The organism is Roseibium algicola, from assembly GCF_001999245.1.
GTDB classification, from domain to species: domain Bacteria; phylum Pseudomonadota; class Alphaproteobacteria; order Rhizobiales; family Stappiaceae; genus Roseibium; species Roseibium algicola.
On the sequence record NZ_CP019630.1, the window covers coordinates 3,741,365 to 3,756,289 of the forward strand.

Here is a 14,925-nt window from a genome sequence, read left to right on the forward strand (position 1 = left end):
CCCGATACTCTCTTTCGGGAAATGAATTGCCGAGAAATCTGCGCCTCCCCGACCCCGGCTCGCGCTGCGCTTGGCCGGGATGACGCTGGAAAGGGTTTTTGTAGGAACTCTGAAAAGAGGACGTCTTCATGCTTCTGATCGGATATGGCAATCCCGGGCGGGGCGATGACGGGCTTGGGCCGGCCTTGTCCGAGGCAATCGTCGCGCGCGGATTGCCGGGGTTGGAGGTCGATACCGATTATCAGCTTGTCGCCGAACATGCGCTGGCGGTTTCAGAGCAAGATGTGGTGATCTTCGTTGACGCGGAGATCGGTGCCGAGGGAGCCTATTCGTTTCGGGAAATCGCGCCGGGTGCACCGGAAGTGCTCGGCAGCCACAGCCTGGTTCCGCAGACTGTTCTAGCGCTTTGCGATACCCTTTATGGCGCCCGACCGAAAGCCTTCGTGCTTGGTATCTCCGGCTATGAATTTGGTGAGGTAAAGGAAGGGCTGTCCGACAAGGCAGCTGCCAATCTGGCTGCAGCCGAGGCTTTCTTGCTGGAGTGGCTGCAAAAGGCAGATCAGCAGAGGGAGGCAGCCCATGCATGAAATGTCACTTTGCGAGAGCATACTCGACATTTTGAAGGATCAGGCGGCGAAGGATAGCTTTACCCGGGTGAAGCGGGTCGCGGTCGACATCGGACCGTTGTCTTGCGTCGAACCAGAGGCGCTGAAATTTGGATTCGACGTCGTCATGCGGGGTTCACTCGCCGAAGGTGCCATACTGGAAATTTCTAGGCCTTCAGCCGAGGCGCTGTGTCTTTCCTGTTTCAAGACCGTGCAGGTGAACGCACGGTTCGATTGCTGCCCGGAATGTGGTTCGGAAGCCCTGCAGGTTGTAAGCGGGGAAGAGCTGAAGATTCGGGAACTGGAGGTGGTGTGATGTGTACGGTATGCGGTTGCAGCGGCTCTCACGAACATGACCATGAGCACTACCATGGACACGCCCATTCACATGGCGCAGGTCATGTCCATTTCGGGGAAGGGGATGCCGGCGTTTCCGTTCCAGGCATGAGCCAGGCGCGGCTGATCCAGATCGAAACCGACATTCTGGGCAAGAACAATTCCTATGCGGACAACAATCGTGCCTTGCTGGTCGCAAAAGGCGTTCTGGCACTCAATCTTGTCTCAAGCCCCGGCTCCGGCAAGACGACGCTGCTTGTCGAGACCTTGAAGCGGATGGCGGGCAGGACCCCGGCTGCAGTCATCGAGGGCGATCAGCAGACGTCTAATGACGCCGACCGGATCCGCGAAACAGGTGTGCCCGCCATTCAGATCAACACCGGCAAGGGCTGCCATCTGGATGCGCATATGGTCGGCCACGCGCTGGAAAGACTGCCTCTGGAAAAGGGCAGTGTGCTTTTCATCGAGAATGTCGGCAATCTGGTTTGTCCGGCGGCGTTCGATCTCGGCGAAGCCAGCAAGGTGGTGATCCTTTCGGTGACGGAAGGCGAGGACAAGCCGCTGAAATACCCCGATATCTTCGCCAACGCCGACCTGATGATCCTCAACAAGGCCGACCTTCTGCCGCATGTGGATTTCTGCGTCGGCGCGGCGATCAGGAATGCACGGCGGGTCAATCACAAGATCCAGGTTCTGCAAGTGTCCGCGCGCACTGGCGGTGGCCTGGACAGCTGGCTAGCCTGGCTGGACGGTGCTCTGAAGATGCAGGCAGCGCACGCACGCAGCCTTGCTGCGGAATAGGAGATCTCCGTCATGTGTCTCGCCATTCCCGCAAGGGTGGTTTCCGTCGATAGCGACGAGATGGCAATCGTCGCTCTGGAAGGGATCCGGAAACCGGTCTCGACAGCTCTCCTGGAGGAGGTTGCCGTCGGCGACTATGTGCTCGTCCATGTCGGCTATGCCCTGCACAAGCTCAGCGAGGAGGAAGCCGAACGGACCCTTCAGCTTATGGCGGAAGCCGGTGTTCTTGCCGAGGAGCTGGAGGAGATGGCGGGCGAGCCGGTGGTGGGGACGGACGCATGAAATACATCAAGGAATTTCGGGACGGAAAACTGGCGCAAAAGCTTGCCCTGGCAATCCGGCAGGAAGCTGATCCGGACCGGCACTACCATCTGATGGAATTTTGCGGTGGGCACACTCACGCCATTTTCCGGTACGGGGTGCAGGATCTGGTTCCGCAAAATGTCGAGTATGTGCATGGGCCGGGCTGCCCCGTCTGTGTCTTGCCAGTACGGCGTCTCGATGATGCGATCGAGCTGGCACTGAAGTCGAATGTGATCCTGACCACCTATGGTGACATGATGCGGGTGCCGGGCACCAAGCAGAAGAGCCTGATCCGGGCCAAGGCCGAAGGGGCCGATATCCGGATGGTCTATTCGACCCAGGATGCCCTGCGGATTGCGCGGGAGAACCCGCAACGGCAGGTGGTCTTTTTCGCCATCGGCTTTGAGACGACGACGCCGCCAACGGCGGTCGCGATCCTGCAGGCAAAGGCGGAAGGCCTGAAGAATTTCTCCGTCTTCTGCAATCACGTTCTGACACCGCCTGCCATCGCCCATATCGTCAACGCTCCGGCGGAGCCGGGGGAACAGCCGGTGAAAATCGACGGTTTTCTTGGGCCTTCTCACGTCAGCTCGGTCATCGGCTGGGCGCCGTACCAACCGGCGGCGCGGGACTTCAGGAAACCGGTCGTCATTGCCGGCTTTGAGCCGCTCGACGTGATGCAGTCGACCCTGATGCTGATCCGCCAGATCAACGAAGGCCGGCATGAAGTGGAAAACCAGTACACCCGGGTCGTCACGAAGGAAGGCAATCGCAAGGCCCAAAGGCTGGTTGACGACGTTTTGGAGTTGCGCCGGACCTTTGAATGGCGCGGGCTCGGCTATGTTCCTGACAGTGCCCTGAAAATCCGAGAAGCCTATGTCGACTTCGATGCCGAAGAGCGCTTTGCGCTCAGCCCGAAGGAGTCGCGCGAAGTCAAATCCTGCGAATGTCCCGCGATCCTGCGCGGCGTGAAGAAACCGACGGAATGCAAGCTGTTCGGCACGGTTTGCACGCCGGACAATCCGATGGGGGCCTGCATGGTTTCCTCTGAAGGTGCATGCGCCGCATACTGGACCTATGGCCGCAAGCGCGAGGCGATGGCCGCCGCCAAGGGAGCCGCGGCGTGACCAGCATCGATCCGCAGGCAAAATTCCGTACCGGTGCTGTCGATATGACCCATGGGGGCGGCGGCCGGGCCATGTCCGTCCTGATCGAGGACCTGTTTCACCGGCATCTGAAAAATACAATCCTGGACCAGGGCCATGACGCGGCGGTGCTCGAAGTGCCGCCAGGGCGCCTTGTCATGTCGACCGACGCCCATGTGATCTCGCCGCTGTTCTTTCCAGGTGGTGATATCGGATCTCTGTCGGTCCATGGGACCTTGAACGACGTGGCCATGGCTGGTGCAAGGCCAGTGTCGCTCACCGCGAGCTTCATACTGGAAGAAGGGTTCCCGCTGGCTGATCTGGAACGCATTGTCATATCCATGGCGCGCGCTGCCCGTGAAGCCGGAGTGCCGGTGGTTTCCGGCGATACCAAGGTGGTTGAAAAGGGGAAGGGCGACGGGGTCTTCATCACGACGACCGGTGTTGGCGTTCTGCCGGAAGGCGTTTCGATTTCTCCCGCTGCGGCCAAGCCAGGTCAGGCGGTTCTCCTGTCCGGTACCATTGGCGATCATGGTGTTGCCATCCTGTCGAAACGGGAAAACCTGACCTTCGAAACCGAAATCCAGTCCGACAGTGCAGCGCTGCATGGCCTCGTCGGTTCGATGGTCGACGCGGTGCCGGGCATTTCGGTTCTGCGGGATCCGACCAGGGGTGGACTGGCAACTGCGCTGAACGAAATCGCTCATGCTTCGAAGGTTGGCGTGATGCTCGATGAGGGTGAGATCCCCGTTCGCCCGGACGTGGAAGGGGCCTGCGAGCTGCTCGGTCTCGACCCGCTTTACGTTGCCAATGAAGGCAAGCTGATCTGCATTTGCGATGCCTCGGATGCAGACCGGTTGCTGGAGATCATGAAGGCTCACCCGCTGGGGCAGAACGCTGCGAAGATCGGCGAAATCGTGGAGGACGCCGATTGCATGGTGGTCATGAAGACCGGCTTCGGCGGCTCCCGTGTTGTCGACTGGCTCTCGGGCGAGCAACTGCCACGCATCTGCTGAGGGTCGCATAGGCCCCAAGGCTCTTTCCCAATCCGATGCTTGTCATCCCGGTTTGGCGTAGCCAGGACGGGATCCGGTACACACCGGCCTTTGTGTTCCTCCAGGAGAGGCTGCTTTGTTTTCTCAGCCAGGGACTTGAGAGGACGCGCTCGCAGCGCGGCTCATGACCGGGTTCCGGATCTGCGGGCGGCTGCGCCTTCCTTGTCCGGAATGACGGTGAAGGGGCAAGTGGTTCTCGGGGCTTGGCCTATCCGCCCTTTACCTTCAGCTTGCCATTGTCCTTCTTGTCCTGGCCGTCGTTGGCCCATGTGATGCGCAGGTCCAGGCGGGACTGGTCGTCTTCCGTGGTGGCTGTCACCCTGATGGCCATCAGACCTTTCGGGTGCAGGGTAATCTCGCCGGTGTCGTCACCGAATTGCAGCTCGCCCTTGGCGATGCCACGCTTGACGGCGTCGAGCAGTTTCTGGATCGATTTCCTGTCCTGCAGGGACTGGTGCCGGAAACGGCCCTTGCGTTCCATCATGACGACAAACCGTGTTGTTGGAGAATGTGTGCCGGATTGAACAGCTTGGCGTGGGGATAATCCCGGCTGATGCCGACGATGTTGCCATCAGGGCAGATGATCGTGGCACCTGTGCCGATGCCTTCAAGACCTTCGGAGCTTCTGGAATGCCGGTCGAGCGTGATGTCCGCTTCCAGATGCAAGAGGCCGTGCTTGGACGTCAGCTCCTGTCCGCTGTGCCTGTTGACGTGCCCCTGTACCAGCATCCTGATGCCGGCAAGATGGAGATCGTCTACGCCGGTTTCGGTCAAGGGATGGTCCACATCCCGGTATTTCGTGCGCATCAGATTGGCGATGGTGCCGGAGTAGAACACGAATGGGTCCTTCCGGCTTTCCTTCCGAAAGCGGCGATTGACGTGGGCCACACCTTTTGCCGAGATCTGGGCAGCCATGTGATCATCGATACCGGCATGCACGAACAGCAGCGAGCCGCTCTGATGCACGGCCTTGAGACTTTGAAAGAACCAGGCGTAGCGTCCGCCAGGTTCAACGAAGAGTTCCCGGCATTTGAGCGCGGCAGCATACAGCTGACGAATGGTAAGGCCGACTTCGGCGGCGTGTTCCGCGAACTTGTCCGCCTTCTTCTTAAGCCGCTGCATTTCCTTGCGGATGGCCGCGTCACTCAGATAGCGTGAGGCTGCCTTCGGAAATTGTCTGGTCCACTTCTTTCCCGGAACCATCAGCGACAGGCAGGTTTCCTCGTCGGGCAGCATGGCGAGGTCGGCCGAGCTGCCGACATACCGCTCGTGCACTTCCTTCAAGAGCGGCATCACCTTCTTGCCCATGCGAACGAACATATGGGCGTTGAGCGAGCTGCGCTTGACCGTCAGGGCTTCGAGACCGAGGTAAAGCCGCAGGTCGTGGTTGCCGGCGAGGATGACGACATCGGCGCCGGTTTTCAGCAGCGCGCTGAGGCTGTCGAGAAGGTCCAGATTGCTGGGGCCCTTGTCCAGGCAATCGCCGCCGATGATGAACTGGCAGCTTCGGCCGAAGGGCGTCAGGTGAAAGTCGCTCAGACCATCTCCATTGCGCAGGATTGCACGTGCCGCCGTCAGGGATCTCAACAGGCTTTCCGCATCCGCATGCAGGTCGGAAATGAAGATCACCGGCTTTTCCGGCCAGTCCCAGGGGCCAAGAGCATTTGCCCGGGCAAGGCTGCCGACAACACCGGGAAGGGTGCTTTCGGTGGTGAACTGGCCGAGGGGCAGATTCCCGATGGGCGCCAGTGGCCAGGGGACACAGCTTTCGGGCAGGCCGAGATCAATGGCTTCCGCCTGGTCCATCGGCGGCAGAAGCGGGGTCAGTGGCAGATGGATCATCATGGCAGCAATCCGGTTCAATCCGTTGCGGTTTCAAGTGGCTGGCGCAGTTTCCAGTCACCCCGGTGGTGCGCCCAGGTGCCGTCGCTCTCCAGTTTCAGGACGACGGCGCGCGCGTGGTGCATGCTGAGCTGGCGGATCTGGTCAAACGTCAGCACACCCAGGCAATGGGCGGCATGTCGCATGGAAGCACCGTGGCCGACGAAGATCCGGGCACCGGGTCCTGCCTCGTCATCCAGATCTGCCATCTTCTGATCCAGGAACGCAGCCACCCGCTGTCCGGCTTCCATCAGGCTCTCAGCGCCCTGAACCGGCAATCTGTGGTGGCTGTTCGACTTCCAGTCTCCCGGCAGCGGGGCGGTGCGTGGATCGTCTGCTATCACCTGCTCGATTTCCCGCAAGGTGAGGTTGGCAAGGGCACCGACACTGCGTTCGGCAAGAGCTTCGTCCTCGGTGATCGTGAAGTCCGATCCGAGGACTTCACCAAGCGACTGGCCAAGAAGCGCTGCCGTCTGCCAGGCTCTGAGCTGGCGTGAACACAAGATCTCCGGTGCCAGCCGGAAGCCTTCCTGCCGCGCGATGTCTGCAATCTCGGCGCCAAGTTCTTGTGCCTGCACCTTGCCTGCATCGGTCAGGCCATAGGGCTGCAGGGCACTCGGCGTGTCCGGTTTTTGATTGTAAGCGCCATGACGCACCAGGATGGCGAAGCGGTCTGTCATGGCGTTTGTCCCAGCAGCTCTGCACCGGCTTCAAACAGGGCGTCGAAATCGATCAGTCCCTTCACTTCCCACACCTGAACACCTTCGAGCGCCCCCAGGTAGGCCTCTGTGTCGAGCGGTGTTTTCATCGGCCAGAACGGGCCTTGCGGTGTCTGGTAGAACGGGCCGGGGTTCTTCATGATCGCCGACAGAAGATCCGGCCGGTCCTTCAGATCCGTCTTGCTTACCTCGGTCGCGTCGGCGCTGTCGCGGGACCAGTTCAACACCCAGAAATCTGTCAGGCGCGCATCGTGGGAAATGCGCCCGGGGCCATAGATGTCATCGATGAAGAGGTCGTATTTTTCTTCCAGGTGCCAGAGTTCGTCCGGTTCCAGGTTGCGCAGTTCCTCTTCGCGCTCCTCGTCGATAAGACCGGTCAGCCGTGCATTGGTGACGATGGTGCCCGGGTTGATGCGCGGCAGTTTCGGAATGCCGAGCGCATCGGTGCTGTTGCCGGCATTGCGCACGAGAAGGCGGTCGTTGGTGACATACTGCGTGCCGGTGAGTTCCATCAGGCGCAACATCGAGGTGGACTTGCCGCCGCCGGAAAGGCCCGATATCGCAAGCCCCCTGTTGGGGGTGCGGACAGCCGCTGCATGACAGGCGACCCACCCCTGCCGTTGGAAGTGATTGAGAAACTGGGTGTTGATGAAGTTGATCACCTGGTTGGGGTGATCGTCCGTAGGGCCAAAGGCGATCGCCCAGTCGGGGGATTGCAGGAACTGCAGACCCGTGCGGACCTTCAGGATCAGGCGCCCGTTTTCAAGGTCGCAGACCGCATCCTTGCGGCCGGACTTTCCCGTTTCCCGCTCCCAGTCGGTGTACTCCGGGTCAAAGGGCAGTTCCATGGATCCGAGCACATGGACGATCCTGTCCGGTTCGCTCGGCGCGGAAATCACATGCTGGAAATAGCGCAGCAATTCGGCCAGAAGCGCCGAAGAGGTGCATCTCACCTCGACCACATGGCCGCCGACCGTGAGGCACACCGGATCGCAGTTTCGCGTTTCCCGAGCCGGGGAAAGAGCGTCGACAACGTCCTGGACGGTTATGCCGGTCATCCGCGCACCTTTTCAATTACATGGTTGGCGTAAAGCTTGGCAGCGTCGATGCCGGCGCCTTCCAGAGCTCCCTTGAAACCACCGAAGGCCGAGACCTCGAACACGACCGGTCCGCTGTCCGTCAGGCCGACATCCACGGTGGTGAAGTCGAGATCGAACGGTTCCTGCGCGCGGCGCGCCAGTTCGATCAGTTCGGCATCCGGTTCGAACGGCTCGTATTTGCCGCCGTGAAGGATGGTCGTGTTCCAGCTGTTTGTCTGGGCAACGCGGGCATAGGTGCCGAGATAGGACCCGCCGAGGAAAACCATGCCGAGGTCCCTGCCGGAAAGATTGACCTTCTTTTGCAGGTACATCACCGGATTTTCGGCCTTGAACGCGGCAATCTTGTGCCGGAGGGCTGTTTCGCCCTCGGCGGCATCCATCAGCGTCATGCCGCGGGCTTTTGTCGAAAACAGGGGCTTGAACACCGCACTGCCGAACCGCAGGACGGCGCCCAGGGCTTCGTCTTCGCTTTCGCTCACGCAGGTGGCTGGCATGGGAATGCCTGCATTGGCCAGCGTCACGGTGCAGCTCAGCCGGTTGACCAGGCCGAGAATGGACCTTGTGCTGGAAAAGACCTTGGTGCCGCTGGCCTCGGCAAGGCGCAACATCTCCAGCCGGTCCAGCGTTGCGGGGCTGTAGGTCTGGCTGATCTTCTTGACCACGATGCCGTCGAGGCTGCAAAGATCGATCTGCCCAGCCATCAGCGCCCTGGTTTCCAGATCCAGAACGACGTCGGCCATGTCGACCACGCAGCGAAAACCTGTTTGTGCTTCCAGGGCGTCCGCCAGAACTTCCGTCGACCATTTGCCGGGTATGCCGACAACGCCGATCCTGAGGTCAGTCAACGAAGATCTCCTTCATTTGCAGGCGGAACCGGGCCTCGGCGCCAGGCGGGCAGGCAAGGGCCTGTTCGATCAGGTAGCGGGCACGCAGCCACATGCGCCGGGCATGCGACTTGTCCAGAATGAACCGCGTCGACGTGGCAAAGGACCGGGCAAGGCCAAGGGCAAGCCGATATTCGAACGTGTCGTCACCCTGTTTGCGGGCGAAGGCTCGTACGGATTTGTAGAATGCGAGAGAGACATCGCTGATCCGCCGGCGTGTTTCCCTGTCGAGTACCTGAAGCCGGTAGTTCGAGACCATGAACACGGACACGTCCTGGACGTAGTCCATGTAGCGGGAGCGATGCAGATCGACGAAGTGGATCCGGTTCTCGCCGGGGTCATAGATGATGTTGTCGACGTTGAAGTCGCCGTGGATATAGACGGAAAAGGGAGCTGTTACCCTTGCCTCGCGGTCGGCTGCCTTGATGATCAGGGCGTCGAGAGAGGGAAGGGTTTCTCCCGCGAAATGGATGCCGGTTTCCTTGAATTCCGGGTGAACCCTGCGGACGTCACCAAGGCGTTTGCCAAGTTGCTGCATGCTGCCGAGATCCGCCGGTTCTGCGGTCCGCGTCTGCTTCCAGACGTCTTTCAGCGTGCGGGAAAGACTGGCAAGTGCCTGGTTGCGCAGGGCGTCGCCTTCGTTCAGGACGATGTGCTCGAAGGTCAGGCCAGGCAAATGTTCGATCAGGAGCGCTGCCGACTGGTCGCGTTTGCGGTAGGACAGGATTTTCGGGGCAAGGCCTGGATAGATGGAATGCCAGCTTTTCACGCCCTGGCGCTCTTCCTTGACCTTGCTCTTGTCGCCATCCTTGAAGACCGCCGTAACCGTTTCGGTCTTCTTGTCCTTGATGGCGGAGATGGAACTTCCCGACCTGGTTTCGGCAATCGTTTCAATGGTGACATCGTCGCTGGCCGTGTCCAGGTCCGACATCAGGCCTTGCAGGGCGAAATAGCGTTCGAAATTGACTGCCTGTCCGATGTTGGCGGAAATCAGCGCTTCGCTTATGGCCCGCAGGGATTCGCCCATGCGCTGGAATTCGCTGGCGACCAGCAGGCTGTTGGCGATGTCGGCCGGCAGCCGGTCCGGGTTGCGCATGTCGCGTGTGTAGGCCTTGAAGAGCTTGCGGTAGTCAGCCTCGATCTTGTTCTGGAGCTGGCCGATCTCTATGGCCTTTTCACTGTCCCTGCTGAGAAGGGCGTCCTCGATGCGGGCAACGCCTTGCCGGACACGACTGACGATCGCGGGATAACGTTCAGGTTCGAGCGTTACAAAGGTTTCGATGCGCTCTGCATGGCGCAAGGATTGGCGCACCAGGTTGGCGATGCGCTGAAGATCGGTGGCGACAAACTCAAGGCTGCGCAGGGTAAGATGTTTGCGATCGTTCTTTCTGGCTCCGGCCATCTGCTGGACACAGGCCGCAAGAATCCGGCTCTTCAGGTTATGGGCGTATCCGGCACGGTCCATGATCCGGCGTGCCGTCGCTGCCGTCGGTTCCTTGAAGAAGGCTTCAAGCTGTATGAGCTGACCATCGATTTCCGCGCACAGAAAACGGAGATTTTCCCGAATGGTCTTTGGGGCATTAATCATTATGGGGTCCGAGATAGACTTCGGGCTCCCGCGTACAGCCAAGTGAAAACAGTTTTATGACATAAAGCGGACGTAGCTGTTGAGCTTCGTCGAAACCTATCCAGCGTGTCCCGACCTGATGCGGGTCCGGGCGTGGTCCCAATACCGGTTGGTAGTCTTCGGCAACGCTGCAGGCGAAAATGAAATCGAGCTGGTGCTGATATTCTCTTGCGGCCTGTTTGCGCCGATGAACTTCCGCCACATGCATCAGGTGCGACACGGTGATTGCGGCACCGATTTCTTCCACGCATTCGCGCTTCAGGCAGGCTTCAAGCGTTTCGCCCGGGTCCTGCTTGCCGCCGGGCAGAGTGAAGTACCGGCCTTTGACGGGGTGTCGCTTGTCTTGCACCAGCAGCCGGTCACCCCGGCGGATAAAGGCTCTTGGTGTTGAGCGGATGACGGGCCGAAACACGGCACCTTTTAGGGGCGCGTCACTTGCGATGGATCTCGCTCCCTGTTCAGGCCTGCCGGTTCGGGACCTGCCAGACCGGCTGGCGCAGCTTCTGTCAGGGGCCCGCTTCGGCTTTCAGCAGGGCCGTGATGGGGCGAGTATAGGTGAGTCGCTCACCGCGAGCGAACCGATCTTCGACTGTTCACGGTTTCGAGTGGTTCCAGCCTGCTCAGATATCCGGCCCGCTCAGATATCCGGCCCCATGGCGCGGCCTTCTGTCGAGGGGTCGATGTCGTTGCGCAATTTCTCCAATGCGCGCATGCGCTCCTGGGCACGCTTCTGGTTCTCACGGGTGACGCCGGTGATGAGCACTTCGGCAATCGCCATGAGTGCCAGCGAGGAGTCCCATGGGGAAGGGACCGCAACGCGGGCAGGCAGAACGAAGGTGGCGATGCGGCCGACCGGTGACATCCAGCTATCGGTGACAAGGGCCACTGTGGCACCCTGACGGGCGGCGGCTTCGGCAAACTGGATGATTTCAGCCTGATAGCGCCGGATATCGAAAACGACGACAACGTCCTTCGGACCGATGCCGATGAGCTGGTCCAGCCAGTTGCCCTGCTGGCCGGCGACGTGATTGACGTTGGCCCGCACGATCCGCAGATGTGCCGCCATATAGCGGGCAAGGCCATCGGTAAAGCGGCCCCCGATCAGGTGCACATGCTTGCGTTCGTCCGACAGCAGCTTGACGAGGCCGGTCAGTTCACCTTTCGGCAGATGGGCAAAGGTCTCGCGCACATTTTCCAGAAGCTGGCTGACATGGGGGTCGCCGACCGGGTCGTCTTCCATGTTGGCACTGCGGGCGAGTGGCGAATTCAGCTGGCTTTCCAGTTCGCCGCGCAGCTTGCGCTGAAACTCGGCGAAGCCGGGAAAGCCCAGGCGGCCGACGAAGCGCAAGATGGTGGGTGAACTGACCCCCGCGGCCTCTGCAAACTGGGCGACGGTGCCCAGTCCCTGCATCGGGTAATTGGCCAACAACGCATGCGCCGCCTTCTTTTCCGTGGCGGTAAATTCGTCCAGACGGTCGCGAATATCTTCCAGAAGAGGACGTTCCATGGGCGTCGGCCTTTATGACGGTCCGCGGCACTGAATTTCATTTGACAGCCGCTGCAATCTGCGTATCAAATATTACAGAAGTTAGTTAAGTCGGCAATCCTGTAATAAACATTACAAAATGCAGGGCCGATCTCTCAGGGAGTAGGGAATGGGTTCGAATCCCCAGACCGGAGGAATGACTCGGGCTGTCGCCGTTGAAAATGCGGAGGGAGCGGGGCCTTTCGTTTTTGTCTGCGATCACGCTTCCAACTTCTTTCCGCCCCCCTACGATACATCGCTCGGGATTACCGATGCGGACAAGATTGCGCATATCGCGTGGGACCCGGGAGCGCTCGGCGTTGCCAGGGGGCTGGCCAAGAGCCTTGATGCGCCGCTGGTGCACACCACTGTCTCGCGCCTGATCATCGACTGCAATCGCGAGGAAAACCGGCCTGACCTGATCCCGTGCCTTAGCGAAACCACCAAGATTGCGGGCAACCAGGACCTGTCGGCCGATGAGAAGACCTTCCGTCTGGACCTTGCGCACCGGCCATTTCACGACGCCATCGACAAGGTGATCAGCCAGCGGCTCGACCGCGGGCTGCCGACGGCGGTGGTCTCCATCCATTCGTTCACACCGGTTTACAAGGGACAGTCCCGTCCCTGGGAAATCGGCCTCATCTACGACAGGGACCGGCGTCTTGCGGATCCGGTCCTGGAGGGCTTGAAGGCCAAGGGTGGCCTGACCGTTGGAGACAACGAGCCGTACGCTCCGTCCGATGGTGTCTATTATACAATCCGTCGGCACGGCGAGGATCGCGAGCTGCCTTGCCTGATGATTGAAATCCGCAACGACGAAGTGAAGACCTCGGCAGAAGAAGCGCAGTGGAGCGATCTTCTGGCGCCCCTGCTGGAGCACGCCGCGCAAGCCGTTGGCGGGCAGACGCAGGGAGAAGCCCATGCTTAAGGCGGCCCGCGTCTATATCTGCATTGTCGACGGCTTCAATCGGGGCCTCGGCAAGATAATCATGTGGGGGGTCTTCGTCATGGCGGCGATCCTTCTGTGGTCGTCGATCTCCAAGACCTTCTTCAATCCATCGCTCTGGACACTGGAAGTCGCCCAGTTCGCGATGGTTGCCTATTACATTCTGGGCGGGCCCTATTCCATACAGCTCGGCTCCAATGTGCGCATGGATCTGTTCTATGCCGAGTGGAGCGCCAAGAAGAAGGCCTGGTTCGATGCCTTCACGGTGCTGCTGCTGATGTTCTATCTCGGTGTGCTGCTCTATGGCGCGCTGAATTCCACGGCGTACTCGCTTGGCTATTTCGGCAAGGACTCGCTCAGCTTCTGGTGGGACCTGTTCGTTTCCTTCGTCACCGGTGGTCCTGACGCGGCGGCTGAAAAGCTCGGCTATATCGAGCGTAGCCCGACGGCCTGGCGGCCCTATCTCTGGCCGGTCAAACTCATAATGATCATTGGATTTGTTTTGATGCTGCTGCAGGCTGTCTCGGAATTCATCAAGGATATCGCCCTGATCAAGGGAGAGACGCTCTGATGTCATACGAGATGATCGCTCTCCTGATGTTCTCGTCGATGATGCTGATGCTCCTGACGGGGCAGCGCGTTTTCGGCGCCATCGGTGGCATTGCCGCAATCGCCGCTCTGGCCCTTTGGGGCACTGGCGGTGGCGACATTCCTTTCTCCGCGGCCATGAAGCTGATGAAGTGGTATCCGCTGCTGACGCTGCCGATGTTCATCTTCATGGGCTATGTGCTGTCGGAAACCAAGATCGCCGACGACCTCTACAAGATGTTCCACGTGTGGATGGGTCCGCTCAACGGTGGCCTGGCTATTGGCACGATCCTGCTGATGGTCCTGATTTCCGCCATGAACGGTCTGTCGGTTGCCGGCATGGCCATCGGTGCGACCATCGCGTTGCCGGAACTCCTGAAACGAAAATACGACAAACGGATGGTCACGGGGGTAATTCAGGCCGGGTCGTCGCTTGGCATTCTGGTGCCACCGTCCGTGGTGCTGGTGCTTTATGCGATGATCGCGCGCGCTCCTGTCGGCCAGCTCTGGTTGGCGGGGGTCGTTCCTGGTCTGATGATGGCAGCCATGTTCGTCGTCTACATCGCGATCCGCTGCAAGATCCAACCTGAACTCGGCCCTGCGCTGACGAAAGAAGAGCGCGACGCCTCCAAGGACGAGAAATATCATCTGCTTCTGGCAGGCATCCTGCCGATCATCATCTTTGCGGTGATGATGGTACCGTTCGTCAAGGGCTACACCAGCCTGGTGGAAAGCTCGGCCATTGGTGCTCTGGCCGCCCTGGTGGCTGCCATCATCCGTCGCCGGATGACCTGGGATATCCTGAAACTTTGCCTGAAGAACACGCTCGGCATTTCGTGCATGTTCATGTGGATCATCCTTGCCGCCCTCGGGTTCGGCGCGGTGTTCGACGGTCTGGGCGCGGTCAAGGCCATCGAGAGCCTCTTCACCGAACAGCTCGGCCTGTCGCCGTGGATGATCCTGATCCTGATGCAGCTGTCCTTCCTGGTGATGGGCACCTTCCTGGACGATACGGCGATGCTGGTCATCGTGGCTCCGCTTTACGTGCCTCTGGTCGCAAGCCTTGATCTGGGCATGCCGGCGGGCGAAGTTCTGATCTGGTACGGGGTGCTCTACACGATCACCACGCAGATCGCCTACATGACACCGCCCTTTGGCTACAATCTATTCTTGATGCGGGCGATGGCGCCCAAGGAAATCAGCATGCGCGACATCTACGGTTCGATTACGCCGTTTGTCGCGGTGATGGTCCTGGCGCTCGTCCTCGTCATGGTTTTCCCGCAAATTGCCCTGTGGTTGCCGGATCTGGTTTACGGCAGGTAGCGAGGAACGGGACAAGAAGACAACGTCCGGAGGAAAAACGGAGTTGGACCGCGGACTTACGAGAGCCGGAAAACGGCCGCACCGCTT

17 protein-coding genes are annotated in these 14,925 nt (G+C 60.1%); 9 read left to right on the forward strand and 8 right to left on the reverse strand.

What is annotated here, in order from left to right; genetic code table 11:
• Positions 1-128 precede the first annotated feature (128 nt).
• From B0E33_RS17280 to hypE, 6 genes are read left to right on the forward strand one after another with little or no spacing between them, the layout of a single operon-like run.
• Positions 129-587 (forward strand): hydrogenase maturation protease, encoded by a 459-nt coding sequence (locus tag B0E33_RS17280; protein WP_077291880.1) that lies wholly within the window; start codon positions 129-131, stop codon positions 585-587.
• Entirely contained in the window at positions 580-921 is a 342-nt protein-coding gene (gene hypA / locus B0E33_RS17285) for a hydrogenase maturation nickel metallochaperone HypA (RefSeq protein ID WP_055656282.1), read from the forward strand. The genes B0E33_RS17280 and hypA overlap by 8 nt, the downstream gene beginning before the upstream one ends.
• Positions 921-1,742, forward strand: a complete 822-nt coding sequence (gene hypB / locus B0E33_RS17290) for a hydrogenase nickel incorporation protein HypB (RefSeq protein WP_167579552.1) — start codon at positions 921-923, stop codon at positions 1,740-1,742. The genes hypA and hypB overlap by 1 nt, the downstream gene beginning before the upstream one ends.
• A 12-nt stretch (positions 1,743-1,754) precedes the next feature.
• Entirely contained in the window at positions 1,755-2,024 is a 270-nt protein-coding gene (locus tag B0E33_RS17295; RefSeq protein WP_055656278.1) for a HypC/HybG/HupF family hydrogenase formation chaperone, read from the forward strand.
• A complete protein-coding gene (gene hypD / locus B0E33_RS17300) occupies positions 2,021-3,172 on the forward strand; it encodes a hydrogenase formation protein HypD (RefSeq protein WP_077291882.1) in 1,152 nt (383 codons plus the stop codon). The genes B0E33_RS17295 and hypD overlap by 4 nt, the downstream gene beginning before the upstream one ends.
• 44 nt (positions 3,173-3,216) lie before the next feature.
• On the forward strand, positions 3,217-4,206 hold the full coding sequence (gene hypE / locus B0E33_RS17305; protein ID WP_228148131.1) for a hydrogenase expression/formation protein HypE: 990 nt from the start codon (positions 3,217-3,219) through the stop codon (positions 4,204-4,206).
• 247 nt (positions 4,207-4,453) lie between these two features.
• Here the strand turns inward: hypE and B0E33_RS17310 are convergent, their stop codons facing one another.
• The 8 genes from B0E33_RS17310 to B0E33_RS17345 form a co-directional block, all read right to left on the reverse strand.
• Positions 4,454-4,729 (reverse strand): amphi-Trp domain-containing protein, encoded by a 276-nt coding sequence (locus B0E33_RS17310; protein WP_023003086.1) that lies wholly within the window; start codon positions 4,727-4,729, stop codon positions 4,454-4,456.
• Positions 4,726-6,090: a metallophosphoesterase family protein gene (locus B0E33_RS17315; protein WP_208997652.1), complete on the reverse strand. Its 1,365-nt coding sequence runs from the start codon at positions 6,088-6,090 to the stop codon at positions 4,726-4,728. The genes B0E33_RS17310 and B0E33_RS17315 overlap by 4 nt, the downstream gene beginning before the upstream one ends.
• 14 nt (positions 6,091-6,104) lie before the next feature.
• On the reverse strand, positions 6,105-6,806 hold the full coding sequence (locus B0E33_RS17320) for a histidine phosphatase family protein (protein WP_077291885.1): 702 nt from the start codon (positions 6,804-6,806) through the stop codon (positions 6,105-6,107).
• Positions 6,803-7,903: an HprK-related kinase B gene (locus B0E33_RS17325; protein WP_055656270.1), complete on the reverse strand. Its 1,101-nt coding sequence runs from the start codon at positions 7,901-7,903 to the stop codon at positions 6,803-6,805. Before B0E33_RS17325 ends, B0E33_RS17320 begins: the two co-directional genes overlap by 4 nt.
• Positions 7,900-8,790, reverse strand: a complete 891-nt coding sequence (locus B0E33_RS17330; RefSeq protein ID WP_077291886.1) for a GAK system ATP-grasp enzyme — start codon at positions 8,788-8,790, stop codon at positions 7,900-7,902. Before B0E33_RS17330 ends, B0E33_RS17325 begins: the two co-directional genes overlap by 4 nt.
• Positions 8,783-10,417 (reverse strand): phosphotransferase, encoded by a 1,635-nt coding sequence (locus tag B0E33_RS17335; protein WP_077291887.1) that lies wholly within the window; start codon positions 10,415-10,417, stop codon positions 8,783-8,785. The genes B0E33_RS17330 and B0E33_RS17335 overlap by 8 nt, the downstream gene beginning before the upstream one ends.
• Entirely contained in the window at positions 10,410-10,868 is a 459-nt protein-coding gene (locus B0E33_RS17340; protein ID WP_167579553.1) for an NUDIX domain-containing protein, read from the reverse strand. Before B0E33_RS17340 ends, B0E33_RS17335 begins: the two co-directional genes overlap by 8 nt.
• A 225-nt stretch (positions 10,869-11,093) precedes the next feature.
• Positions 11,094-11,963 (reverse strand): MurR/RpiR family transcriptional regulator, encoded by an 870-nt coding sequence (locus B0E33_RS17345; RefSeq protein ID WP_023003093.1) that lies wholly within the window; start codon positions 11,961-11,963, stop codon positions 11,094-11,096.
• A 148-nt stretch (positions 11,964-12,111) separates the two neighbouring features.
• Between B0E33_RS17345 and B0E33_RS17350 the strand changes: the two genes are divergently transcribed.
• From B0E33_RS17350 to B0E33_RS17360, 3 genes are read left to right on the forward strand one after another with little or no spacing between them, the layout of a single operon-like run.
• Complete coding sequence (locus B0E33_RS17350) at positions 12,112-12,909, forward strand: N-formylglutamate amidohydrolase (protein ID WP_208993467.1); 798 nt, start codon at positions 12,112-12,114, stop codon at positions 12,907-12,909.
• Entirely contained in the window at positions 12,902-13,498 is a 597-nt protein-coding gene (locus B0E33_RS17355) for a TRAP transporter small permease subunit (RefSeq protein ID WP_062487281.1), read from the forward strand. The genes B0E33_RS17350 and B0E33_RS17355 overlap by 8 nt, the downstream gene beginning before the upstream one ends.
• Positions 13,498-14,838, forward strand: a complete 1,341-nt coding sequence (locus tag B0E33_RS17360) for a TRAP transporter large permease (protein WP_023003096.1) — start codon at positions 13,498-13,500, stop codon at positions 14,836-14,838. Before B0E33_RS17355 ends, B0E33_RS17360 begins: the two co-directional genes overlap by 1 nt.
• Positions 14,839-14,925: the final 87 nt, after the last annotated feature.

Coding starts and splice junctions, on each gene's coding strand:
- B0E33_RS17280 (WP_077291880.1), top strand. CDS start 129: ATGCTTCTGATCGGATATGGCAATCCCGGGCGGGGCGATGACGGGCTT.
- hypA (WP_055656282.1), top strand. CDS start 580: ATGCATGAAATGTCACTTTGCGAGAGCATACTCGACATTTTGAAGGAT.
- hypB (WP_167579552.1), top strand. CDS start 921: ATGTGTACGGTATGCGGTTGCAGCGGCTCTCACGAACATGACCATGAG.
- B0E33_RS17295 (WP_055656278.1), top strand. CDS start 1,755: ATGTGTCTCGCCATTCCCGCAAGGGTGGTTTCCGTCGATAGCGACGAG.
- hypD (WP_077291882.1), top strand. CDS start 2,021: ATGAAATACATCAAGGAATTTCGGGACGGAAAACTGGCGCAAAAGCTT.
- hypE (WP_228148131.1), top strand. CDS start 3,217: ATGACCCATGGGGGCGGCGGCCGGGCCATGTCCGTCCTGATCGAGGAC.
- B0E33_RS17310 (WP_023003086.1), bottom strand. CDS start 4,729: ATGATGGAACGCAAGGGCCGTTTCCGGCACCAGTCCCTGCAGGACAGG.
- B0E33_RS17315 (WP_208997652.1), bottom strand. CDS start 6,090: ATGATGATCCATCTGCCACTGACCCCGCTTCTGCCGCCGATGGACCAG.
- B0E33_RS17320 (WP_077291885.1), bottom strand. CDS start 6,806: ATGACAGACCGCTTCGCCATCCTGGTGCGTCATGGCGCTTACAATCAA.
- B0E33_RS17325 (WP_055656270.1), bottom strand. CDS start 7,903: ATGACCGGCATAACCGTCCAGGACGTTGTCGACGCTCTTTCCCCGGCT.
- B0E33_RS17335 (WP_077291887.1), bottom strand. CDS start 10,417: ATGATTAATGCCCCAAAGACCATTCGGGAAAATCTCCGTTTTCTGTGC.
- B0E33_RS17345 (WP_023003093.1), bottom strand. CDS start 11,963: ATGGAACGTCCTCTTCTGGAAGATATTCGCGACCGTCTGGACGAATTT.
- B0E33_RS17350 (WP_208993467.1), top strand. CDS start 12,112: ATGGGTTCGAATCCCCAGACCGGAGGAATGACTCGGGCTGTCGCCGTT.
- B0E33_RS17355 (WP_062487281.1), top strand. CDS start 12,902: ATGCTTAAGGCGGCCCGCGTCTATATCTGCATTGTCGACGGCTTCAAT.
- B0E33_RS17360 (WP_023003096.1), top strand. CDS start 13,498: ATGTCATACGAGATGATCGCTCTCCTGATGTTCTCGTCGATGATGCTG.